This is a genomic window from Granulicoccus phenolivorans DSM 17626 = NBRC 107789 = JCM 15570 (assembly GCF_000423085.1).
GTDB lineage: Bacteria > Actinomycetota > Actinomycetes > Propionibacteriales > Propionibacteriaceae > Granulicoccus > Granulicoccus phenolivorans.
This window is the reverse complement of the sequence record NZ_AUHH01000015.1, coordinates 26,806-48,537: the sequence shown is the minus strand read 5'-3', so window position 1 is coordinate 48,537 and position 21,732 is coordinate 26,806. Positions and strand designations below refer to the sequence as shown.

Below are 21,732 nucleotides of genomic sequence, written 5' to 3'. Positions count from 1 at the left end.
TCAGATCAGCGGGAGGCGCTTGGGGATCCCGGCGTAGACCTGACGGACCCCGGGTTCGATCGCGGCCCAGGGCAGCGGCCACTCGCCGCGGTGCTCCGCCTCCGCCAGCGGTACGCCGTCGGCCGCCAGTTGCTGCGCGAGGAACCGGGTCTGGGCGAGATCGCCACCCTGGGTGTCGAGGAAGCGCGCATCGACCGGGGCGCCGTGCCCGGGGACGATGATCGCGTCGCCGGCCAGCCCCATCAACTGTCCGACCGCATCCACCCAGGACCCGAGGTCGGCGTCCGGGCCGATCTGCGGGGTCGGCTGCTCCTCGGGCAACGACTCCACCAGGTCCCCGGCGAAGATCACCGTCGGCCGCTCGCCCTCGCCCGGGACCAGCGCGACCAGGTCGGAGCGACTGTGACCCGCCCCGACAAAGATCAGCTCGACCCGGCGGTCACCCAACGCAACGACCCCGGCCAGGGACACCGGATGCTCCGGCGCCCGCAGCTCGGCGGCGGTGAGCCCCGCGCGGGCCAGGCCGGTCTGCAGCTCCGGGTCCGGCGCGGCCGCCAGGTCGACCAGCGACTCATGGCCGTACCCGGGCACGTCCACCCCGGCCAGCCCGAACCAGTGATCCCGGTGCCCGTGGGTGATCACCGCGGCCACCAGCGGCACGTCGGTCACCTCGGCGACCCGGGCCCGCAGCCGCGCCCCCTGGGCCGGAGTCGAGCCGGTATCGATCAGGACGGCGGCCTCGCTGCCCACCACCAGCCCGATCGTCACCGTGTCGGGTTCGGCGGTGAGCAGGTGGACGCCGGCGGCCACCTCCCGCCATGCGCTCTCGGATTCGGTCGGTGTGGTGTGTGTTGCCATAAGGATTACACTGGCACTCGGTACCGGTGAGTGCCAAGCCGCATCGAGCCGGGAACGACAGGAGGGAACGATGGACGACCGCAAACGTCAGGTGCTGCGCGCCATCGTGACCGATTACGTCGATTCGCGCGAGCCGGTCGGCTCGAAGGCGCTGGTCGAGCGGCACAACCTCGGGGTCTCCCCGGCCACCATCCGCAATGACATGGCCGTGCTGGAGGAGGAGGGCTACATCATGCAGCCGCACACCTCCGCCGGCCGGATCCCGACCGACAAGGGCTACCGGCTGTTCGTCGACCAGTTGGCCGAGATCAAGCCGTTGTCCGGTGCGGAGAAGCGGGCGATCACCACGTTCATGTCCGGTGCGGCCGACCTGGACGACATCGTCGCCCGGACCGTACGCCTGCTCGCCCGGGCCACCCAACAGGTCGCGATCGTGCAGTATCCGATCCTGTCGAACTCCTCGGTCCGCCATATCGAACTGCTCTCCCTGTCCCCGGACCGCACACTGGTGATCGCGATCAGTTCCACCGGCAAGGTCGAGCAGCGCAACCTGCTGCTCAACCTCGGCGAGGACGACCTGACCCGGGTGAAGAACCGGATCAACAAGGCCGTCGTCGGCCTGGCGACCGCCGAGGCGCTGACCGTGCTGGAGACCCTGGGGGAGCAGTTCGATCCGCCGCTGCGGCCCAGCGCCCGGGTGGTGGTGGCCGCGGTCATCGAGATGCTCGGCCTGGCCGGCGACACCCGGGTCGTGGTCGGCGGCGTACCCAATCTCACCCGGTTCGGGGAAGACTTCGAGTCGACCATCGCGCCGGTGCTGGAGGCCCTGGAGGAGCAGGTGGTGCTGCTGCGCCTGCTCGGGGAGGCGGCCTCCGGGGACGAGGTGACCGTCCGGATCGGGCGGGAGAACCCCTTCGAGCAGTTGCAGTCCACCTCGATGGTGGCCGCCGGATATGGGAACGCCCCGGACACCTGGGCCACCCTCGGTATCGTCGGCCCGACCCGGATGGACTATCCCTCGACAATCGCCTCGGTACGCGCGGTCGCGCGCTACGTCGGCCGGTTCCTCAGTGAAGGATGATGGACACGCATGAGTTCTGACTACTACCAGACCCTCGGGGTGGCGCGCGATGCGTCGGCGGAAGCGATCAAGAAGGCGTACCGCCGCCTCGCGATGCAGTATCACCCCGACGTGAACACCGAGCCGGGTGCGGATGAGAAGTTCAAGTCGATCCAGGAGGCCTATGACGTGCTCTCCGACGACCGCAAGCGTTCGATCTACGACCGGGGCGGTGACCCGCGCGGCAATGGCGGGATGGGTGGCGGTTTCGGCGGGTTCGACGCCTCCGGTGGCTTCGACTTCACCAACCTCGTCGATGCGATGTTCGGCCAGCAGGCGCCGCGCGGGCCGCGGTCGCGTACCCGACGGGGCCAGGACGCGCTGATCCGGGTCCGCCTGGAGCTGTGGGAGGCCGCGTTCGGGACGGTCAAACCGCTGAACGTCGAGACCGCGGTGGTCTGCCCGAAGTGTCAGGGCACCGGTGCGGCCGACGGGACCCAGCCGGAGCAGTGCAAGACCTGTAAGGGCGCCGGCGATGTGACCCGGGTACAGCGGTCCTTCCTCGGTGATATCCGCACCGTGCAGCCGTGCCCCACCTGTCACGGGTACGGCAGCGTGATCGCGCACCCGTGTGGTGAGTGCGACGGCGAGGGCCGGGTCCGCAGCACCCACGAGATCAAGGTCAAGGTGCCCGCCGGCGTCGACAACGGGATCCGGATCCGGCTCGACTCGCACGGCGAGGTCGGCCCCGGGGGCGGTCCGGCCGGCGATCTCTATGTGGAGGTGCAGGTGGCCGAGCATCCCCGGTTTCGTCGCAATGGGACTGCTCTGGAGATGGTGGTGAAGGTGCCGATGACCGCGGCGGCACTGGGCACCGAGGTACGCCTGGACACTCTGGAGGCCGAATGGCCCGACTCCGCCGAGGAGGATCGCGCGCTGGAGGTGGACGTGCCGGCCGGGACCCAGTCCGGGCACCGGATCGCCGTGCCCGGGCGCGGGATCGCGTCGCTGGACGGTCGCGGCCGCGGTGAACTGGGGATCACCTTCCTGGTGCAGACCCCGACCGACCTGACCGACGAGCAGAAGGATCTGCTGCGCCAGCTCGCGGTGGCCCGGGACGAGGAGCAGTTCGAACCGGTACCCGACCGGCACGAGAAGAACTTCTTCGAGCGCGTCCGGGATGCCTTCAAGTCGTGACCCGGCCGCTGTTCCTCACCGAGTTGCCCGAGCCGCTCCCGGCGGTCGGGCAGGCGGTGCCGCTGCGCGGGGACGAGGGCCGGCACGCCGCGGTGGTACGCCGGATCGAACCCGGTGAGGTCGTCGACCTGGCCGACGGCGCCGGACGGGCGGTCACCGGGCCGGTGACCGAGGTGACCAAGCAGGGCATCACCATCGAAGTGGCGGAGGTCCGGGTGGCCGCCGCGCCGGCCCCGGAGGTCTGGGTCGCCCAGGCCCTGGCCAAGGGCGACCGCGGCGAACTGGCCGTGGAGATGCTGACCGAGGTCGGCGTCGCCGGGGTGTACGCCTGGCAGGCGAACCGGTCGATCGTGAAATGGTCCGGGGACCGGGCGGCGAAAGCGCTGGGGAAATGGGCGAACACCGTCCGGGAGGCCACCAAACAGTCGCGGCGGCTGTGGATCCCGCAGGTGCGCGGGCCGCTGACCACCAAGCAACTGGTCGCGGAGTTCGCCGGTTTCGACGCGGTGTATGTGCTGCACGAGGACGCCACCGACCCGCTGTCGGCGGCCGAACCGGGGCAGCGGGTGCTGCTGCTGGTCGGTCCCGAGGGCGGGATCGGGGACGACGAGCTCGGGCTGTTGACCGCCGCCGGGGCCCGGACGGCCGTGATCAGCGACGGGGTGCTGCGTACCTCCACCGCGGGCGTGGTCGCGGTCGGTCAGCTGCGCCGGCCGGACTGATTGCCGCGGACGCAGTGCGCCGCGCCGATTTCTGGTCGACCTCGTTTCTGGTCGACCTCGTTTCTGGTCGACCTCGTTACTGGTCGACCCCGTCGGTCGGGCGCACCGTGATCAGGACTCCACCCTGCGGGCGCATCGCGGCGAAACTGCGGGCCCGCGGTGGTCTGCCGGACAGCTCGAACGGGCCGGTCCGCAGCAGGTGCGCCAGCATCACGGTCAGTTCGACCGTGGCCAGGTGGGAGCCGGCGCAGCGGTGCGCGCCGCCGCCGAAGGGGAGGTACTCCGGCGGGGGCCGGTGGCCGCCGGCGAGCCAGCGCTGGGGGTCGAACCGCTCGGGGGCCTCGAACACCCGCGGATCGCGGTGTGTCACATACGGACTGAAGATGACCAGGTCGCCGGTCCGCACCAACCGGTCGGCGAAGCTGAAGTCCCGCTCGGCCCGGCGGGCCGACATCGCGGCCGGCGGATACAGCCGCAGGGTCTCACTGATCACTGCCGCCACCGTCGGCAGGGCCCGCAGGTCGGCCGGGGTCGGTGCCCGGTCGCCGAGCAGCTCCCGGACCTCTGCTCGCGCCCGGGCCTGCCACTGCGGGTGGGTCGCCAGGGCGTACACCGCCCAGCCCAGCGCGGCACTGGTCGTCTCGTAGCCGGCCGCGATCAGGGTCACTGCCTGGTCGCGTACCTCCAGATCGCTGAGCCCCGAACCGGTGCCGTCGCGGCCGGCCACCAGCGCGTGCAGGACCGATTCGACGTCGCCGGCACCGCGCCGGGCCTCGGCAATCTGTCGATACACGTAGGCGTCGAGCCGGTCCCGGGCGGCCATCGCGCGCCGCCAAGCCGGAGTCCGCAGTCGCGCCTGCCAGGTCACCAGTTGCGGGAGACGATCGACCAGATCGAGCAGCGGCTGCAGCGTTTCCCCCAGCCAGTCCGCATCCGCGGCCATGGTCGGCCCGAACAGAGAGCGCAGCGTCGAGCGCCGGATCGCCCGGCGGAACAGGGCGTACGCATCAACGGAGTGCCCCGGCCGGAGCTCAGCGACGGCCTCGGCCGCGGTGTGGGCGATGACCTCGAGATAGCCGTCCACGCTGCGCGGGGACAGGGCCGGCCGGATCAGCGCGCGGCGCCGGGTGTGGTCGGGCCCGTCGGAGACAACGACCGAGGTGGGACCGTCGACCGGGACCAGTCCGGCGAAGGCCTCGCCGACGGAGAACCACTCGTCGTGCGCGAGGATCAGCGCATTGGCCTGCGGCCCCAGCAGGTACGCGTACCGGTCGGCCCCCAACCGGCTGCGCAGCACCGGGCCGCGGCGCAGCGACAGCCGGAGCAGGATCTCCAGGGGCCAGTAGCGAATCGCGGAGGTGGTCATGGCCTCACGTTACGACCATTCACGGGCTGTTCCGGGCCGGGCCCCCGACGCGGGTCGAGTAGGCTCAGCGGCCATGACCGCTCGCGATTTCGCCTTCTCCGTCGGCACCACTCTGCCCGGCGGGGGTGGGCGGACCGGCGTGATCTCGACCCCGCACGGCCGGATCCGGACCCCGGCGTTCATCGCGGTCGGCACCAAGGCGACGGTCAAGGCGGTACTGCCGGAGTCGATGGCCGACCTCGGCGCCCAGGCCGTGCTCGCGAACGCGTACCACCTGTATCTGCAGCCCGGCGCCGACATCGTCGATGCCGCCGGCGGTCTGGGCCGGTTCATGAACTGGCCCGGCCCGACGTTCACCGACTCCGGCGGTTTCCAGGTGATGAGCCTGGGGGTCGGGTTCAAGAAGGTGCTGGCGATGGACGCCATCTCGGTGACCAGCGACGAGGTCATCGCCGAGGGGAAGGAGCGGATGGCGACCGTCGACGACGACGGGGTCTGGTTCAAATCCCATCTGACCGGGGACCTGCATCGGTTCACCCCGGAGGTCTCGATGCGGGTGCAGCACCAGCTCGGCGCCGACATCATTTTTGCCTTCGACGAGCTGACCACGCTGATGAACACCCGCGCCTACCAGGAGGAATCGCTGGAGCGGACCCGGCGGTGGGCCGAACGGTGCATCGCCGAGCACGTCAAGCTGACCGCCGAGCGGGTCGGCAAGCCCTACCAGGCGCTGTTCGGGGTGCTGCAGGGCGCGCAGTACGAGGATCTGCGGCGCAAGGCCGCGCGAGATCTGGGCGCGATGGACTTCGACGGGTTCGGCATCGGGGGTGCGCTGGAGAAGGAGAATCTCGGCACGATCGTGGGGTGGGTCTGCGAGGAACTGCCCGAGGACAAGCCGCGCCACCTGCTCGGCATCTCCGAACCCGACGACTTCTTCAACGCGATCGCCGCCGGCGCGGACACCTTCGACTGCGTCCAGCCGTCCCGGGTCGCCCGTAACGCGGCGATCTATCACCCCGACGGGCGATTCAACATCAACACTGCCGCGAACCGGCGCAACTTCGACCCGATCGACCCCGACTGCGATTGCTACACGTGTCGAAACTACTCCCGGGCGTACCTGCACCATCTGTTCAAGGCCAAGGAGATGCTGTCCTCGACGCTGGCCACGATCCACAATGAGCGCTTCACCGTACGCCTGGTCGACTCGATCCGGGACGCGATCGAGGCCGGGGACTTCGACGCGTACCGGACGGAATTCCTCGGCCGGTTCTACGCCAAGCAGCGCGCGGCCCAGCCGGCGGCCGGGGGCGAGGACTGATGCGGCTGATCGCTGACGTCGACACCGGCATCGACGACGCGTTGGCGCTGGTCTGGCTGGCCGCGCAACCGGAGGTGGAGCTGGTCGCGGTGACCACCTGCGCGGGAAACACCGACGCCGACCAGGCCGCGGCGAACTCCCTCGGGGTGCTGCAGGTGTGCGGCCGCGACGATGTCGAGGTGGCCGTGGGGGCCCGGGCGCCGCTGCGCGTACCGCTGGTGACCGTGCCGGAGACGCACGGCCCGACCGGTCTCGGGTACGCCCGGCTGCCGGAGCCGAATCGCGCGCTGTCGCCGCGGCCGGCGCTGGAGGTCTGGCTGGAGGAGGTACGCCGCCACCCCGGCGAAACCACGCTGCTGCTGACCGGGCCGGTCACCAACCTCGCCGTCGCGCTGGACGCCGAGCCCGACCTGCCGGACCTGCTCGGGTCGGTGGTCATCATGGGCGGCGGGTTCGACCATCCGGGCAACACCACCCCGAGCGCGGAGTTCAACGCCTGGGCCGATCCGCACGCGTTGGCGCGGGTGCTGGCCGCTTGGCAGGGCCGCCCGGTGGACCGGCTGCCCGTGCTGTGCTCGTTGCAGGTCACCGAACAGATCGTGATCACCCCGCAGCAACTGACCGCGATGACCGCTGCGCTGGACGCGGCGCCGGTGCCCCGGCTGCTCACCGACGCGTTGCGGTTCTACTTCGAGTTCCATGAGGAGTACGGCTACGGGTATTTGGCGATGATCCATGATCTGCTCGCCGCGCAGGTGGCCGCGGGCGCGTTGGCGGTGCCGACGACCCCGCAATGGGTCGGGGTGGAGACCGAGTCGGAGCTGATGCGGGGCACGACCGTACGCGACGCCCGGCGGTTGTGGGGGTATCCGCCGAACGCCCGGATCGTCGATCGGGCGGATCCCCATCGGGTGCTGGACCTGCTCGCCGCGGCCATCGCCGCACTGGGGGCCGGCGAGCGCTGAACCCGACGCTCTGGCCCGGTGCCCTCAGGCTTGGTGCAGTCGGGCCCGGTGCGTTCAGGCCCGGTGTGCTCAGGCCCGGTGCAGGCGGGCCTGGTAGCTCGGCTCGGCCACTTTCAGGCGCCGAATCGCCAGCGCGGTGAGTGGCATCACGGCGTACTGGACGATCACCTTGTAGAGGAATCCGAAGAAGGTGTAGTTCGCCCACTGGCCGATCGTGGAGATCCCGATCGCGGTCGCGGCGACGGTGCAGAACACGATCGTGTCCACGGCCTCACCCAGGCCGGTGGCGCCGGCGAGTCGGCCGAGCAGACCGCGTTCCCCGTGCCGGCGTTTGCCCAGCCACATGGTCAGGGAGTTGAGGGACTGGCCGGCGGCGTACCCGAGGAGGCCGGCGAGGACGACCTGCCAGACCGGGCCGAGGGCGGTTTCCAGGGCGTGTTGTTTGGCCACCCCGTAGTCGTCGGTGAAGCCGGGCAGCACGATGATCAACTGGTAGACCCCGACCGAGGTCACATTCGCGACGAAACCGGCGATGATGGCCCGGCGGGCGGCGTTCGGGCCGTACACCTCGGTGATCACGTCCCCGAGGATGTAGGCCAGCGGGAACAGGAAGAAGGCGCCGTCGGTGATCACCGGGCCGATCATGACGCCCTTGGAGGCGCCGATCCCGGACAGGATCACCACGATGGTCACCCCCGCCAACAGGTACGCGTAGAAACGCGAGCCGGTCTCGGCGTACACCAACGGGCGGGAGGAATCTGTCACGGCCGATCAGTGTAGGCCCGGGCCGTGGATGCGGCGCATCGCGACCGGCGGGCGCCTGCGGGAGCATTTCGCTGCGCGGATCGGGGCCGGCGTCGCGGGAAGCGGCACGCTCCGGCTCTGGCGGCCATCATTCCGGTGCAGGGTTTCGGGGCGGCCGGGTGTCAGGTCCGGGGTGGGCCTTCCTGCGATGCATGTTTCGGCCGGGGCTTTCCTGCGATGGGTTCGTGTGTCGTGCAGGTTGAAATGCTTGCCGCGTTTGCTGCAGCAGGCGCCGGAGGGATGCTGTGTCGCCGGGTGGTGGATCGCGTCGCGGGAAGGGCCGGGCGTGCGGTTGCTGTCGCGGGAAGGGCCGGGCGTGCGGTTGTGTCGCGGAATCGTCGGCCGCGGTCACTGGGTCGGATAGCGCTCGCGGATCTGCTCGTAGGAATCCGGGGAGCCGAACTCGCTGGGGATCACCCACATCAGCGAGCAGTAGTCCCGGGCCAGGGTGTCCATCGGCCAGGTCAGTTCGTGCCGGGTCAGTTCGTCGACATCGAGGACGTCCACCCCGCGTTCCAGCCCCAGCAGAGCCCCGGTGAGTGCCGCCACGGCGTACGGGTCACCGGCGGAGCGGGTGCGGGGACGCAGGGCGCTGGGTGACTGACCCCGGAAGTGGCGGTGCAGGTACAGCGCACCGATCAGCACCGATCCCGCGGAGGGGTCGGGGGAGAGCTCGGCCAGGCGCTGGGCCGACCAGGGCTCACTGTCGGCGAGCACGCTGATCACCCGGTCGATCAGTTCACAGCCCGGATGCTCGCGCATCAGCCAAGAGGTGGCGGTCGCGGGATCCAGTTCCTGGGCGCCCTCGCGGAAGACCGAGGTGAGGTGGGCCCCGACCATCACGCCGAGAAAACTGGTCGAGATCAGCGCATCGGCATTGCCATGAGTGAGGGCCGCGGACAGGGCGCACCACTGGGAGACCTCGGCGGGGCCGGCCACGATCGCGGTCCCGGCCAGCGGAAGGCAGCGCAGCAACGGAACCGAGGAGGTGTCCTCGTTCGCCGCCCACTGCCGACCGACGGTCAGCCCGGGGAGCGCCTGCTCGCTGGGTCGATCCTGGCCGCGCGGCGCATTGAGCACCGTGACCCGACTGACCCACCCGCTGAGCAGGTCCGGACGTTTGACCAGGCCCTGCATCGCCGCCCACCGCAGCACCGCACTGGACACCTCCGGCATCGGGTCGCGCGCGCCGGAATCGTTGCCCAGCCAGGCCTCGTAGCGGATCAGGGCATCGACGGTCAGGCAGGTCTGTTGGACCGCGGGCCCGGACTGCAGGACCCGCTGGGTCGGGTCGCGGACATCGCCGAGCAGCAGGCCGAGCAACATGCCCCGGTACGCGTTGCTGAACGCTTCGGGGTACGCCGGAGGATAGTCCGGCTCATCGCCGGTGTCCCTCGGATCAAAGGGATCCTCAGCCATGCAATAACGGTATGCGAGGTGGCGCTGCGACGCGCCGGTTCGGCGAATTGCGCATCGTCCAATTTCGCCGGACAGCAGTGGCAGGATTGATCCATGAGTGAGTTCGACTACGAGATTCCCGACGAGTCCGAGCAGCTGGATCAACTGGATGCCGCAGACAGCCTGATCGAGCGCGGCGTCGGCGATCCCCTGGACGAAGGCATCGTGCCCACCGACCGGTGGTCGCCGGCCCAGGGCTTCGGGAACACCCCCGCCGAGGCGTTGCAGGGCGAGACCATCGAGATCCGGTTGCCCCAGGAAGAGCCCGAGCCCATCGACACCTGGTCGGAGGACGAAGAGGAGGCCGAACACGAGGAGGGTCGCGAGGTCGGGGCCACCCGGGCGGGGCGACTGGTCGACACCAACCACGGTTACCCCGGCGAGGACCGGGAGTCCGAGTTGCTCGCCGAGGACGTCGGCATCGACGGCGCCGGCGCCACCGCCGAAGAGGCCGCGATGCACGTGATCGAGGACGACCGCCGGGCGCTGTGAGTTCAGGCCGCCGCCGGCGTGGCGGCCGGCGCTGACCGGCCCTGCCGCAGCGCCAGCGCCTGCCTGATCCACGGCAGGGCCCGCTCGGCCAGGTCCTCCCAGGTCAGGCGCAACACCAGCCACCCGGCCACCGCCAGATCGTTGGATTTGGCCCGGTCGGCGAGGAACGCCGCGTGACTGCTGTGGTACTGCCACCCGTCGATCTCGATCGCGATCCGCCACTGCGGGAAGACCAGATCCACGATCCAGCCCTGCTCGAGTACCCGCACATTGGTCCGCCAGCCGGTGATTCCCGCCGCGCGCAGGATCCGGTGCAGCCGGCGCTCCGCTTCCGACCAGGGGCGATCGCGCGAGTCCTCCAGAATCTGTCGCCGCAGCAGGTTGTGGCGGCGCCCGGGCATCGCGGCCAGTGCTTCCCACATTCGGGCCCGCGCCGCAGCGCCCTGCTGGGTCCCGCTGTGCCGCAGCACCTCGTCGACCACCGAGCCGCCGAGATCGGGGATCAGATCGACCGCGGTGTAGGCCGGTGTGGTGAACCGCAGTGGGCCCTCGGCGAGGAAGTCCAGCGGCACCGATCGCTGCACCGAACGGATGTGCGCACTGCCGAACCGGCGTCTGCTCGCCACGGTGAGGCGGGTCGGCGGCGCATCGGGTCGCCACCCCAGCCAGCGCGCGCCCGGACCCACCACCACCGCATCGGGATCGACCTGCGCGACGGCCCGCAGCAGGGCCTCGGCACTCAATTCGGAGGCGTAGATCCCGGGGAGCAACCTGATCAGGTCACCCTTGCGCAGCCCCGCCTGGATGCGGGCACGGTCCTGCTTCATGAAAAGTATCTCCACACCCGGAACAGGCCGATTTTTCGGGCGATTTGTGAGGGGCTACTTCGCATCGTGTGCGGATCGTGATGCTACTTTCCGGTAGATCGCTGTTGTGGGGCGTGAGGGACCATCGAGCAGCACGATCCGCACACGGGCGGCCGGTCAGCTGAGCTTGAAGTGGTTCGTCAACTCGATCGGGCGCATCGTCATGCACCGATAGTCGATCAGCACGAGCTTGGACCGGGCACTGTCCCCGCCGACCACATACCGACTCGCCGCCAGGGCCCGCTCCCAGATCAGGATGGTGCGGGTGATCACCGCCATCAGCACCGGCTGCTCACTGGTGACCAGACCGAGAAAGCGCGGGGCCTTCTGGACACACATCCCGTCCACGACCTCGAACAACTGGTGGAAGTCGACCAACGGCCGCAGCCGGAAGGTGCGCAGCAGGCACTCCGCGGCGAGCCGGTTCGGCTCGGTCTCGAGCATCTGCTGATGGGTCTGGAACACGGCTCCTCCTGCGTCTGGGCGTCGAGCGTACCGGGCACCCGGAAAACACGGTGCCCGTGTGCGGCGGGGTCTCCTACAATGAACCTCATCGTTACTAGCGGGAGGCTCACAATCAGACCACATCAGGTGGACACGCCGGGTTACGGCGAGCCCGGCAGCCGCCGGATCACCATTCCGGCCAGCATCGACATGGTGAAGGTGCTCGGTCCGGCCGATTCCTTCCTACGCATTCTGGAACGTGAACTCGACGCCGACATCCATGTCCGGGGTAACGAGATCACCCTGACCGGTACCTCCGAAGCCCTGGTCCAGGGCGCCGACGCACTGACCGAGATGGTCACCGTGATCCGCACCGGCCAGGGGCTGACCGAGGATGCCGTCGAGCGGATCCTGGCGATGATGGCCGCCGATATCGACGACCGGCCCGCCGACGTGCTCACCCAGAACATCCTGTCCACCCGCGGCAAGACCATCCGGCCCAAGACGCTGAACCAGAAGCGCTACGTCGACGCGATCGATCAGCACACCGTGGTCTTCGGGATCGGCCCCGCCGGAACCGGGAAGACCTATCTGGCGATGGCCAAGGCGGTCCAGGCGCTGCAGCGCAAGGAGGTCAACCGGATCGTGCTGACCCGCCCGGCGATCGAGGCCGGCGAGCGACTCGGCTTCCTGCCCGGCACGTTGAACGACAAGATCGATCCCTACCTGCGCCCGCTCTACGACGCCCTGCACGACATGGTCGACCCGGAGTCGATTCCGCGGCTGCTGACCGCCGGCACGATCGAGGTCGCCCCGCTGGCCTACATGCGTGGACGGACCCTCAACGATGCCTTCATCATCCTCGACGAGGCCCAGAACACCTCGATGGAGCAGATGAAGATGTTCCTGACCCGCCTCGGCTTCGGGTCCAAGATCGTGGTCACCGGTGACGTCACCCAGGTCGACCTCCCCGGCGGCGTACGCAGTGGGCTGCGCGGGGTCCAGGCGATTCTGGACGGGGTGGAGGACATCGCCTTCTGCAACCTGACCAGCCACGACGTCGTGCGGCACAAGCTGGTCGGCCGGATCGTCGCGGCCTATGACCGGTTCGAGGCGATCGACCTGAGCCCGCGACCCGACCGGTCCAAACATGAGGACCGCAGGAACGACGACCGCCGCACCGAGGCGGGGAAGGCCCGGGGGGAACGACGGTGAGCATCGACCTGAACAACGAGTCCGGTCATCAGGTCGACGAACAGCGCCTGCTGGAACTGGCCACCTTCGTGCTCGACGAACTGCGGATCCATCCCGAATCGGAACTGTCGGTGCTGCTGGTCGACGAGCCGACGATGACCGCCTACCACGAGAAGTGGATGAACGAGCCGGGACCGACCGATGTGCTCAGCTTCCCGATGGACGAGCTGCGGCCCCCGCGCGACGATGACGATGAGCCCCCGCTGGGCGTCCTCGGCGATGTCGTGCTCTGCCCGCCGGTCACCGAGCGGCAGGCCGCCGAGAACGGGCGCGAACCGCAGGAGGAGGCGGAGTACCTGCTGGTGCACGGCATGCTGCACCTGCTCGGCTACGACCACGGCACCGAGGCCGAACACGCGGAGATGTTCGGCCTCAAGGATCGGCTGATCGCCGCCTGGGAGAGTGCGCAGCGCCCGTGACCCAATTCGATTGGATCGCGGTCGCGGTTGCGGCCGTCCTGACCGTGCTGGCCGGCCTGATGACCGCCGGAGAAACCGCGCTGTACCAGTTCTCCAAGGGCCGCGCCCAGGAACTCGTCGACCAGGGGGTGGGCGGCGCGAAACGGGTCCTGCTGATCACCGAGGACCCGCCGCCCTACCTGAACACCTCCCTGTTCGTCCGGGTCCTGCTGCAGGCCTCGACCGCGGTCCTGGTCGCACTGGTCGTCTTCGACAATATCGGCGAGCTCTGGCTGCGGCTGCTGCTGGTGATCGGGATCATGGTGCTGGTCGACTACATCGGCTGGGGAGTCGCCCCGCGTACGCTCGGGCGCCAGCATGCGACGAAGGTGGCGGTGGCGTACTCGGCGCCGTTGAGCCTGCTCACCACCGTGCTCGGACCGCTGCCGCAACTGTTGATCCTGGTCGGCAACGCGCTGACCCCGGGGCGGGGGTACGCCGACGGCCCGTTCACCAGCGAGGCCGAGTTGCGCGAGCTGGTGGACCGGGCCGTGGACACCGACGTGCTGGAGAAACCCGAGGGTCAGATGATCCGCTCGGTGTTCGACCTGGGCACCACGATCGTCAAGGAGGTGATGGTCCCGCGCACCGATGTGGTGTTCATCGAGCACGACAAGACGCTGCGGCAGGGACTCTCGCTGATGCTGCGCTCGGGGTTCAGCCGGATTCCGGTGATCGGCGACGACGGCCTCGATGACGTCCAGGGGGTGCTGTTCTTCAAGGACCTGATGAAGCGGGTCTACGACAATGCCGACTCCCAGAAGTCCGAGCGGGTCGCGTCGGTGATGCGCCCGGCGGCGTTCTGCCCCGATTCCAAGCCGGTCGCCGAGCTGATGCAGGAGATGCAGGCCAACCGCAGCCACATGGTGATCGTGATCGACGAGTTCGGCGGGGTGGCCGGCCTGGCCACCATCGAGGACATCCTGGAGGAGATCGTCGGCGAGATCGTCGATGAGTTCGACGAGGAGGAGCTCGCCCCCTCCGAGGAACTCGGGCCCGAGCGCTACCGGGTCTCGGCGCGGCTGTCGGTCAGCGACCTGGGCGAACTGTTCGGCCTCGACCTCGATGACGAGGACGTCGACTCCGTCGGTGGGCTGATGGCCAAGGAACTGAACAAGGTCCCGATCCCCGGCTCGGAGGTGGTCGTCCACGGGCTGGAACTGACCGCCGAGCGGGGCACCGGGCGGCGCAACCGAATCCGTACGATCATGGTGACCCGGGCCGATATCGGGGAACCCGGAGTGGATGCGGCAACCGAACTGGCGGCCGAATCGGCCGAACGGAGGACGTGATGAGCGGACAACAGGATCGGCCGGACGCCGACGAACTGGATCTGGACGAACGCCGGCTCCCGGCCTCGGCGCTGGCCGCGGTCGACCCGGAGGTGTACGCCCGCAACGCGGCGACCCCGGAGGGGTTCCGCTCGGGCTTCGCCTGCTTCGTCGGGCGGCCCAATGCGGGCAAGTCGACGCTGACGAATGCGCTGGTCGGCTCGAAGATCGCGATCACCTCCTCCAAGCCGCAGACCACCCGGCACGCGATCCGGGGCATCGTCGACCGCCCGGACGCCCAACTGGTGCTGATCGACACGCCCGGCCTGCACAAGCCGCGGACCCTGCTGGGGGAGCGACTGAACGATCTGGTGCACGAGACCTGGGCCAGCGTCGATGTGATCGGGGTCTGCCTGCCCGCCGATCAGCGGATCGGGCCGGGCGACTCCTACCTGATCAGCCAGATCGCCGAACTCACCCGGCGCCCCAAGCTGGTCGCGCTGGCCACCAAGACCGACCTGGTCTCGCCGGACCGGCTGCGGCAGCATCTGCTGTCGATCCAGGAGCACGGCGCGAAGCTCGGCATCGAGTGGGAGCACATCGTGCCGGTCTCGGCGGTGTCGGGGGAGCAGGTCGACGAGGTCTCCGACGTGCTGGTGTCCCTGTTGCCGGAGGGGCCGCGGTACTACCCCGAGGGCGAGATCACCGACGAGCCGACCGAGACCCTGGTCGCCGAGCTGATCCGCGAGGCCGCGCTGGAGGGCGTACGCGAGGAACTGCCGCACTCCATCGTGGTGACCATCGAGGAGATGGGCCTGCGGGAGGGGCGCGCGGAGGACAAGCCGTTGCTGGACATCTACGCCTCGCTGATCGTGGAGCGCGATTCCCAGAAGGGCATCATGATCGGCCACAAGGGGTCCCGGTTGCGGGAGGTCGGAACGACCGCGCGGCTGCAGATCGCGGCTCTGCTCGGGACCCCGGTGCACCTGGATCTGCGGGTCAAGGTGTTCAAGGAGTGGCAGCGCGACGCGAAGTACCTGAACCGGCTGGGCTTTTGAGCCGGGTCAGGCCGGGCCGGTGATCAGCGCCCAGGCCTGATCGGCTCGTTCGGCCGGGTCGAGATCGGTGTCGCCGGTGAGCAGGGCGGTCAGTCCGCCGGCGATCCAGCGGGCGTGAATCTCCGGGGGGACCCGGTCGTACCCGGGCGGGCGGGCGCCGGCCCGGAAGCGGTCGGTCAGTTGCTCGGTGAGCAGGTGCTGCAGTCGGGCGGTGGCGGCTTCGGTTTCGGCCTCGGTCAGGCATGCCCACAGGTCGGCCTGGTTGCGGGCGATGGTGAAGACGGCGGTCAGTTCGGGCGGGGTCTGCGTCGGATCGGCGAAGGGGCAGTCGCCGAATGGTTCGACCAGCGCGCGCAGGTCGTCGATCAGGGCGTCGCAGATCAGCTCGCGCAGGTTCGCATAGTGCTGGTGCACCGTGCTGCGATTGACCCCGGCGGCCTGGGCGACCCGGGCGAACGTCAGCGGCTCGCGCTCGGTCAGCAACCGGCGTACCGCTGCCTGTAACTGGGCCCGGGTTCGCATCGACCGGGGATCGTCCGCATTCGCCATGGGCCCAGCATACCCGCAACCCAACATATGACGGATAGACAACAGATGTTGGATATCCGACAGATGTGGGTTATCATGGTTCCCATGAAGATCGAGATCTATGCCGATGTGTTGTGTGCGTGGGCGTACGTGGGCAAGCGTCGCCTGGAAGGGGCCCTGGCGATCCTGCGGGACGAGCACGGGGTGGAGCCCACCGTCGTGTGGCGGCCCTACCTGATCGATCCGACGGCGCCGGCGGTCTCGGAGGACCTGCGGGTGGCCCTGCAGGATCCGGCGATCGACGCCGCGCTGCAGCAGTGTGAGCCCGGGCTCAGCACCTGGGAGAACCGGTTCCGGGTGCGGGACCTGGCTCGCGAGGAGGGGCTGGGCGACGACTTCGGCGCGCAGTGGCGGACCAGCAGTTGGGCCGCGCACCGGATGATCACCGCGGCGGCCGAGCACGGTCCCGCGGTGCAGGACGAGGTCGTGGAACTGTTCCTGCGCAGCCACTTCGTGGCCGGGCGCGACATCAACGACCTGTCCTTCCTGCGCGAGGTCGCCGAGGCGTACGCCCTGCCGCAGCCGCTGGCCGGCTCGGGGCGGACGGCGCTGGTGTACATGGAACGCGGCGTCGACCCCGAGGAGCCGCTGGAACGGCGCACCCGGGAGGCGCTGCTGACCGGGCGGGCGATCGAGGTCGCCTCCTCGCCCACGTTCGTGGTCAACGGCCACAGTGCCCTGTCCGGCGCGCAGCCGGTCGAGGTACTGGTCGAGCACTTCCTCACGGCCGCGGAGCGGGAGGCTGCCGACCAGCCCGAGGTGGTACGCCGCTTCCGGCTCGCCGAGTCGCTGCTCGACCAGCGTGATCCGCACGGGTGCCGCTACCTGCTCAAGCCGCTGCGGCCGGAGTTCGACGGGGACCGGAACCTGGAGCAACTGACCGCCCGGGCGCTGGCCGCGTCGGCGAGCCTGGGCCCGGCCCGGGAGAAGCTGGAGCAGCTGGTCGAGGCGTACCCGAGCGATGCGTACCTGCATCTGCTGCTGGGCAAGACGCTGAAGCGGCTCGGTGACCCCGAGTACGCCCGGCATCTGGCGCTGGCCGGGGAACCGGACCAGGGCACCCGGGGGCCGGTCGAGGTCGCCGATCAGGTCGTGTAGTCGGCGTTGATCCGGACGTACTGGTCGGTGAGGTCGCAGCCGTAGACGGTGCTGCGGGCCTCACCGGCCGGGTCGGTGATCCCCAGGTCGACGGAGATGACGACCTCCTCGGCCCGCATGATCTCGGTCAGTCGGGCCAGGTCCTGCTGTCCGTCGGCGGCGATCGGATAGACCTGCTGGTCGCCGAAGGCGATGCTCACCCGCTCCGGGTCGATGTCGGTGTCGTCGAACAGTTTGCCGATCGCCATCGCCACCCGGCCCCAGTTCGGGTCGGCGCCGTGGACCGCCGTCTTCACCAGCGGCGAGTTCACCACCGCCTTCGCGGCCCGCTTGGCCTGGGCCTTGTCCCGGGCGCCGGTGACGGTCACAGTGAGCAGCTTGGTCGCCCCTTCGCCGTCGCGGGCGAGCTGCCGGGTCAGGTCGAGCAGGACGCTGCCCACGGCGTCGGCGAGCGCGGTGTGCTCGACCGGTCCCGCGGCGCCGGAGGCCAGGATGATCGCGGTGTCGGAGGTGGAGGTGTCGGTGTCCACGGAGAGGCTGTTCAGGGTGTCCTCGACCGCGGGCCGGAAGAGCGCATCCAGCTCGGGGGCGGCGATCTCGGCGTCGGTGAACAGGTAGACCAGCACGGTCGCCATGTTCGGTTCCGACATGCCGACCCCCTTGGCGATCCCGAGGACCCGGGCGGGCCCGGCGTACGCCTGGGCGAGCTTGGGATGGGTATCGGTGGTCATCATCGCGGTCGCCACCGCCAGCGGTGTGGCCGCCCGGGAGTGCTCCGCGGCCGCGGCGAAATGGTCGCGGAAGACCGGCATCGGATACTGCCGGCCGATCACCCCGGTGCTGCAGATCAGCAGCGATCCCTCCGGCAGCCCGTACGCCGTCGCCGCCAGGTCGGCCACCTCGGCGGCATTGCGGGCCCCCTCGGCGCCGGTGGCGACATTGGCGTTCTTGGCGACGGTGACGATCCCGCGCGCGGTCCCGGCGGCGGCGCGGTGCTTGCTGAGGGTGACGCTCGGGCCGGCGAACAGGCTTCGGGTGAACATCGCCGCACAAGCGGCCGGGCGGTCGGCGAGCACCAGCGACAGATCGTCGCCGGTCTCACGCAGCCCCAGGGCCGCGACCCGGGCGGTGAAGCCCGACGGGAAGGTCCACTCCGATTCGCTCATGGAGGTCATCCTGTCGGCTGCGCGGTGGGCGTTCAACCGATTTCGGCGATCTCGGCGTCGCTGAGGCCCAGCAGGTACAGCACCGCGTCGACCCGGGGCACCGTCAGCGCCGCCGGGGCCTGCTCGCGGACGATCGGCTTCGCATTGAACGCGACCCCCAGGCCCGCGGTGGCCAGCAGCTCGAGATCGTTGGCGCCGTCGCCGACCGCGATCGTCCGCTCCAGCGGGATGTCGTGATCGAAGGCCACCCGACGCAGCGTCTCGGCCTTCCATTTGCGATCCACGATCCGGCCCAGCACCCGCCCGGTGAGCACACCGTCGGCGATCTCGAGCTGATTGGCCTCGACGTGATCGATCCCGAGGCGTTCGGCGGTCGGGGCGATGATGTCGGTGAAGCCGCCGGAGACCAGCGCCACGGTGTGGCCCAGCCGCTTCAGCGTACCGACCAGGCGCTCCGCACCCGGGGTGAGGCGCAGTTCGGTGCTGACCTCGGTGATCACCGTCGCGGGGAGGCCGGCCAGGGTCGCGACCCGCTCGCGCAGGGATTCGGCGAAGTCGAGTTCGCCGCGCATCGCCCGGTCGGTGACCGCGGCGACCTCGGCCTCGCGGCCGCAGCGGCGGGCCAGCAGCTCGATCACCTCGTCCTGGATGAAGGTGGAATCCACATCGCTGACCAGCAGCCGCGGGCCCGGGCCGACGAAGGCGGCGTCACTGACCACCACGTCGACGCCGAGATCACAGGTGTGGATCGCCTGCCGCAGGTCACTGACCGCGGCGTCGGCGACGTCGTAGGCGACCGCGGCGGTCGGGCCGGTGGACAGGGTGGTGGTGGTCAGGATCCGGGCGCCGGCGGTGGTGAGGATGCCGGCCACCTCGGTGAGGGCCTTCTCCGGCAGGAACTCATCGAGCACGGTCACCCGGGCAGTGGCGGGGGGCAGGGGAGTGGAGTCAGTCTGCGACACGTGCGCCACTCTAATCGGCCCGCTCGGTGCGGCGAGCGGGGCTGCGTTCACCGGTTCGGGGTGCGGCCGGTGGCGGCAGGACTGCCGCTAGAGTTCGGACTATGTCCAAGGTCTTGTCCCATCTGCCGGTCGGTGAGCGCGTCGGAATCGCGTTCTCCGGTGGCCTCGATACGTCCGTTGCCGTCGCCTGGATGCGCGAGAAGGGTGCCGTCCCGTGCACCTACACCGCTGACATCGGGCAGTACGACGAGCCCGATATCGCCTCGGTCCCCGGGCGCGCCGGCGCGTACGGGGCGGAGATCTCGCGGCTGGTGGACTGCCGCGAGGCGCTGGTCGAGGAGGGCCTGATCGCGCTGCAGTGCGGCGCCTTCCACATCCGGACTGCGGGCAAGCTCTACTTCAACACCACCCCGCTGGGGCGCGCGGTGACCGGGATGCTGCTGGTCCGCGCGATGAAGGAGGACGGCGTCGACATCTGGGGCGACGGGTCCACCTACAAGGGCAACGACATCGAGCGGTTCTACCGCTACGGCCTGATGGCCAACCCGCAGCTGCGGATCTACAAGCCGTGGCTGGACACCGACTTCGTCAACGAGCTCGGCGGCCGCGACGAGATGAGCCAGTGGCTGTCCGAGCGCGACCTGCCCTACCGCGACTCCAAGGAGAAGGCGTACTCCACCGACGCGAACATCTGGGGCGCCACCCACGAGGCGAAGAAGCTGGAGAGCCTCGACACCGGCTTCGACATCGTCGAACCGATCATGAGCGTCCCGTTCTGGCGCGACGACGTCGAGATCGCCACCGAGGAAGTGACGCTCACCTTCGAGGGCGGGCGGCCGGTGGCGATCAACGGGGAGACCTTCGAGTCGGCGGTGAACCTGGTGTTGAAGGCGAACGAGATCGGGGGTCGGCACGGGCTGGGCACCTCCGACCAGATCGAGAACCGGATCATCGAGGCGAAGTCGCGCGGCATCTACGAGGCCCCCGGGTTCGCGCTGCTGCACATCGGGTACGAGCGGTTGGTGAACGCGATCCACAACGAGGACACCATCGCCAACTACCACAACGAAGGTCGCCGGCTGGGGCGGTTGATGTATGAGGGTCGCTGGCTGGATCCGCAGTCGCTGATGCTGCGCGAGTCGCTGGTGCGTTGGGTCGGTTCGGCGGTCACCGGCGAGGTGACGGTGCGGTTGCGCCGTGGGGATGACTACCAGTTCGTGAACACCACCGGCCCGAACTTCTCCTACCATCCGGACAAGCTGTCCATGGAGCGCGTCGGCGATGCTGCGTTCGGTCCGGAGGACCGGATCGGGCAGCTCACCATGCGCAACCTCGACATTGCCGATTCGCGGTCCCGGCTGGAGCAGTACGCCCAGCAGGGGATCGTCGGCGGGGCGACCGCGGAACTGGTCGGTCGGCTGGACGCCGGTGGCGCCCGGGCGATCGCGGGCGGGGTCGGACCCGATGATGAGCAGGAGGCCCTGGACCGGGCCGCGATGGAGGCCGGCACCGACTGAGCCGGCGCAGGTTCGATGGGATGGGGTGGCCCGGCGGTTCGATCCGCCGGGCCGCACCGGTTCCGGGACGGGAGAGCTGGTTCGGGGACTGCTTGGTCCGATCTGCTTGGTCCGATCTGGTTGGCTGGTGACTATGCGCACGTTGATCCACCCGGTGCTGAGTACGGCGATCGGGATGTCGTTGGTGGTCTCGACCGCTGGGCGCCCGCTGTCCGGCCCGGTGGTCGACAGCCTGCGCGGGATCTCCTTCGGGGTGTTCGTGCTGGTGCTGATCGGAGCCTTCGTGGCCCGGGGGTGGGGGGCTCGGTACCTCCCCACGCGCGGACCCGGCCTGCGGGTGGTGATCGGCGTGATTGTGGCCGTCGCGGCGATGATCGCGGTGTCGGCGGGATTCACGTTCCTCGGACTGCCGGTGTTCGCCAGCGTCGGAGCCGCGATTGCGATCGGTGGATTCGCCCTGTATCGACTCGTCCGCGACGACGGGTTGGCGTCCGGTTTCGGGGTGGGCATCGCGCTGGCCGGGGTGGTCACGCTGGTGATGGCCCTGGTGCCGGCCCTGGCCTGGTACGCCAGCATCGGCGCCGTGGTGGCGGGGTTCCTGGTGCAGGGGCTCGGCGTCGCGCTGTGTGTGCGGCTGCTGCGGCGGGGCTGAGCCCGCGGCGGGGTGGCGGCACGGGATCTGGGCGGTCTCGCGCCGTCACCGTCGTTCTGGATGTAGCAAACCCTCCCCAGAGCCCAGCAAACCTACCCTGACTGGCCACCGAGGAAATCTGCTGCATCCGGAACGACGATGTGGCCGGGTGACCC

Annotated in this window: 22 protein-coding genes; 13 read left to right on the top strand and 9 right to left on the bottom strand. The window is 69.7% G+C overall.

Annotated features, from left to right (window positions below; all coding sequences use genetic code 11):
• Positions 1-858 (bottom strand): MBL fold metallo-hydrolase, encoded by an 858-nt coding sequence (locus G531_RS0107815; protein ID WP_081683937.1) that lies wholly within the window; start codon positions 856-858, stop codon positions 1-3.
• Between the two features lie 70 nt (positions 859-928).
• Between G531_RS0107815 and hrcA the strand changes: the two genes are divergently transcribed.
• Genes hrcA through G531_RS0107800 form a run of 3 tightly spaced genes read left to right on the top strand, consistent with a single transcriptional unit; the run spans position 929 to position 3,837 of the window.
• Positions 929-1,939, top strand: a complete 1,011-nt coding sequence (gene hrcA, locus G531_RS0107810; RefSeq protein ID WP_026926814.1) for a heat-inducible transcriptional repressor HrcA — start codon at positions 929-931, stop codon at positions 1,937-1,939.
• Positions 1,940-1,948: 9 nt separating this feature from the next.
• Positions 1,949-3,115 carry a molecular chaperone DnaJ gene (gene dnaJ / locus G531_RS0107805; protein WP_026926813.1) on the top strand — a complete coding sequence of 389 codons (1,167 nt, stop codon included), beginning with the start codon at positions 1,949-1,951 and terminating at the stop codon, positions 3,113-3,115.
• Positions 3,112-3,837, top strand: a complete 726-nt coding sequence (locus G531_RS0107800) for a 16S rRNA (uracil(1498)-N(3))-methyltransferase (protein WP_026926812.1) — start codon at positions 3,112-3,114, stop codon at positions 3,835-3,837. The genes dnaJ and G531_RS0107800 overlap by 4 nt, the downstream gene beginning before the upstream one ends.
• A 76-nt stretch (positions 3,838-3,913) precedes the next feature.
• On the opposite strand, the gene G531_RS0107795 is transcribed toward G531_RS0107800, so the two are convergent.
• On the bottom strand, positions 3,914-5,203 hold the full coding sequence (locus tag G531_RS0107795; RefSeq protein WP_035758258.1) for a cytochrome P450: 1,290 nt from the start codon (positions 5,201-5,203) through the stop codon (positions 3,914-3,916).
• Between the two features lie 73 nt (positions 5,204-5,276).
• Between G531_RS0107795 and tgt the strand changes: the two genes are divergently transcribed.
• Complete coding sequence (tgt, locus tag G531_RS0107790; protein WP_026926810.1) at positions 5,277-6,524, top strand: tRNA guanosine(34) transglycosylase Tgt; 1,248 nt, start codon at positions 5,277-5,279, stop codon at positions 6,522-6,524.
• Positions 6,524-7,489, top strand: coding sequence for a nucleoside hydrolase (locus tag G531_RS0107785; RefSeq protein WP_026926809.1), 966 nt, complete (start codon positions 6,524-6,526; stop codon positions 7,487-7,489). The genes tgt and G531_RS0107785 overlap by 1 nt, the downstream gene beginning before the upstream one ends.
• A gap of 69 nt (positions 7,490-7,558) precedes the next feature.
• Here the strand turns inward: G531_RS0107785 and G531_RS0107780 are convergent, their stop codons facing one another.
• Positions 7,559-8,254 carry a queuosine precursor transporter gene (locus G531_RS0107780; RefSeq protein WP_026926808.1) on the bottom strand — a complete coding sequence of 232 codons (696 nt, stop codon included), beginning with the start codon at positions 8,252-8,254 and terminating at the stop codon, positions 7,559-7,561.
• Positions 8,255-8,641: 387 nt separating this feature from the next.
• Positions 8,642-9,712, bottom strand: coding sequence for an ADP-ribosylglycohydrolase family protein (locus tag G531_RS0107775; RefSeq protein WP_026926807.1), 1,071 nt, complete (start codon positions 9,710-9,712; stop codon positions 8,642-8,644).
• 93 nt (positions 9,713-9,805) lie between these two features.
• Here G531_RS0107775 and G531_RS0107770 point away from each other — a divergent pair, with 93 nt between their 5' ends.
• Positions 9,806-10,243 carry a DUF5709 domain-containing protein gene (locus G531_RS0107770; protein WP_026926806.1) on the top strand — a complete coding sequence of 146 codons (438 nt, stop codon included), beginning with the start codon at positions 9,806-9,808 and terminating at the stop codon, positions 10,241-10,243.
• A gap of 2 nt (positions 10,244-10,245) precedes the next feature.
• On the opposite strand, the gene G531_RS24470 is transcribed toward G531_RS0107770, so the two are convergent.
• Both G531_RS24470 and G531_RS0107760 read right to left on the bottom strand, forming a co-directional pair.
• Positions 10,246-11,070 (bottom strand): endonuclease domain-containing protein, encoded by an 825-nt coding sequence (locus G531_RS24470; protein WP_051215226.1) that lies wholly within the window; start codon positions 11,068-11,070, stop codon positions 10,246-10,248.
• Positions 11,071-11,226: 156 nt separating this feature from the next.
• Positions 11,227-11,574 carry a hypothetical protein gene (locus G531_RS0107760; RefSeq protein ID WP_026926805.1) on the bottom strand — a complete coding sequence of 116 codons (348 nt, stop codon included), beginning with the start codon at positions 11,572-11,574 and terminating at the stop codon, positions 11,227-11,229.
• Between the two features lie 78 nt (positions 11,575-11,652).
• On the opposite strand from G531_RS0107760, the gene G531_RS21260 reads away from it, so the two are divergent.
• From G531_RS21260 to era, 4 genes are read left to right on the top strand one after another with little or no spacing between them, the layout of a single operon-like run.
• On the top strand, positions 11,653-12,768 hold the full coding sequence (locus tag G531_RS21260) for a PhoH family protein (protein ID WP_051215225.1): 1,116 nt from the start codon (positions 11,653-11,655) through the stop codon (positions 12,766-12,768).
• The gene (gene ybeY / locus G531_RS0107750) at positions 12,765-13,226 is read left to right on the top strand and encodes an rRNA maturation RNase YbeY (RefSeq protein WP_026926804.1); all 462 of its coding nucleotides are present in this window, start codon (positions 12,765-12,767) and stop codon (positions 13,224-13,226) included. Before G531_RS21260 ends, ybeY begins: the two co-directional genes overlap by 4 nt.
• On the top strand, positions 13,223-14,557 hold the full coding sequence (locus tag G531_RS0107745; protein WP_026926803.1) for a hemolysin family protein: 1,335 nt from the start codon (positions 13,223-13,225) through the stop codon (positions 14,555-14,557). The genes ybeY and G531_RS0107745 overlap by 4 nt, the downstream gene beginning before the upstream one ends.
• Entirely contained in the window at positions 14,554-15,594 is a 1,041-nt protein-coding gene (era, locus tag G531_RS0107740) for a GTPase Era (RefSeq protein WP_026926802.1), read from the top strand. Before G531_RS0107745 ends, era begins: the two co-directional genes overlap by 4 nt.
• Positions 15,595-15,600: 6 nt before the next feature.
• Here the strand turns inward: era and G531_RS21255 are convergent, their stop codons facing one another.
• Positions 15,601-16,143, bottom strand: coding sequence for a TetR/AcrR family transcriptional regulator (locus tag G531_RS21255; RefSeq protein ID WP_051215224.1), 543 nt, complete (start codon positions 16,141-16,143; stop codon positions 15,601-15,603).
• A gap of 84 nt (positions 16,144-16,227) precedes the next feature.
• On the opposite strand from G531_RS21255, the gene G531_RS21250 reads away from it, so the two are divergent.
• Positions 16,228-17,280: a DsbA family oxidoreductase gene (locus tag G531_RS21250; protein ID WP_051215223.1), complete on the top strand. Its 1,053-nt coding sequence runs from the start codon at positions 16,228-16,230 to the stop codon at positions 17,278-17,280.
• On the opposite strand, the gene argJ is transcribed toward G531_RS21250, so the two are convergent.
• Positions 17,268-18,446, bottom strand: a complete 1,179-nt coding sequence (gene argJ / locus G531_RS0107725) for a bifunctional glutamate N-acetyltransferase/amino-acid acetyltransferase ArgJ (RefSeq protein ID WP_026926801.1) — start codon at positions 18,444-18,446, stop codon at positions 17,268-17,270. The two genes, G531_RS21250 and argJ, sit on opposite strands and share 13 nt — an antisense overlap.
• 32 nt (positions 18,447-18,478) lie before the next feature.
• Positions 18,479-19,408 carry a phosphoserine phosphatase SerB gene (gene serB / locus G531_RS21245; protein WP_245630410.1) on the bottom strand — a complete coding sequence of 310 codons (930 nt, stop codon included), beginning with the start codon at positions 19,406-19,408 and terminating at the stop codon, positions 18,479-18,481.
• A gap of 101 nt (positions 19,409-19,509) precedes the next feature.
• On the opposite strand from serB, the gene argG reads away from it, so the two are divergent.
• Both argG and G531_RS0107710 read left to right on the top strand, forming a co-directional pair.
• Positions 19,510-20,925, top strand: coding sequence for an argininosuccinate synthase (gene argG, locus G531_RS0107715; protein WP_026926800.1), 1,416 nt, complete (start codon positions 19,510-19,512; stop codon positions 20,923-20,925).
• Positions 20,926-21,058: 133 nt separating this feature from the next.
• Positions 21,059-21,577 carry a hypothetical protein gene (locus G531_RS0107710; protein ID WP_026926799.1) on the top strand — a complete coding sequence of 173 codons (519 nt, stop codon included), beginning with the start codon at positions 21,059-21,061 and terminating at the stop codon, positions 21,575-21,577.
• Positions 21,578-21,732: the final 155 nt, after the last annotated feature.

Bases quoted from the DNA above. Each gene is read 5' to 3' on its own strand.
- G531_RS0107815 (WP_081683937.1), bottom strand. From the start codon at position 858: ATGGCAACACACACCACACCGACCGAATCCGAGAGCGCATGGCGGGAG.
- hrcA (WP_026926814.1), top strand. From the start codon at position 929: ATGGACGACCGCAAACGTCAGGTGCTGCGCGCCATCGTGACCGATTAC.
- dnaJ (WP_026926813.1), top strand. From the start codon at position 1,949: ATGAGTTCTGACTACTACCAGACCCTCGGGGTGGCGCGCGATGCGTCG.
- G531_RS0107795 (WP_035758258.1), bottom strand. From the start codon at position 5,203: ATGACCACCTCCGCGATTCGCTACTGGCCCCTGGAGATCCTGCTCCGG.
- tgt (WP_026926810.1), top strand. From the start codon at position 5,277: ATGACCGCTCGCGATTTCGCCTTCTCCGTCGGCACCACTCTGCCCGGC.
- G531_RS0107785 (WP_026926809.1), top strand. From the start codon at position 6,524: ATGCGGCTGATCGCTGACGTCGACACCGGCATCGACGACGCGTTGGCG.
- G531_RS0107775 (WP_026926807.1), bottom strand. From the start codon at position 9,712: ATGGCTGAGGATCCCTTTGATCCGAGGGACACCGGCGATGAGCCGGAC.
- G531_RS0107770 (WP_026926806.1), top strand. From the start codon at position 9,806: ATGAGTGAGTTCGACTACGAGATTCCCGACGAGTCCGAGCAGCTGGAT.
- G531_RS24470 (WP_051215226.1), bottom strand. From the start codon at position 11,070: ATGAAGCAGGACCGTGCCCGCATCCAGGCGGGGCTGCGCAAGGGTGAC.
- G531_RS21260 (WP_051215225.1), top strand. From the start codon at position 11,653: ATGAACCTCATCGTTACTAGCGGGAGGCTCACAATCAGACCACATCAG.
- G531_RS21255 (WP_051215224.1), bottom strand. From the start codon at position 16,143: ATGGCGAATGCGGACGATCCCCGGTCGATGCGAACCCGGGCCCAGTTA.
- G531_RS21250 (WP_051215223.1), top strand. From the start codon at position 16,228: ATGAAGATCGAGATCTATGCCGATGTGTTGTGTGCGTGGGCGTACGTG.
- argJ (WP_026926801.1), bottom strand. From the start codon at position 18,446: ATGAGCGAATCGGAGTGGACCTTCCCGTCGGGCTTCACCGCCCGGGTC.
- argG (WP_026926800.1), top strand. From the start codon at position 19,510: ATGTCCAAGGTCTTGTCCCATCTGCCGGTCGGTGAGCGCGTCGGAATC.
- G531_RS0107710 (WP_026926799.1), top strand. From the start codon at position 21,059: ATGCGCACGTTGATCCACCCGGTGCTGAGTACGGCGATCGGGATGTCG.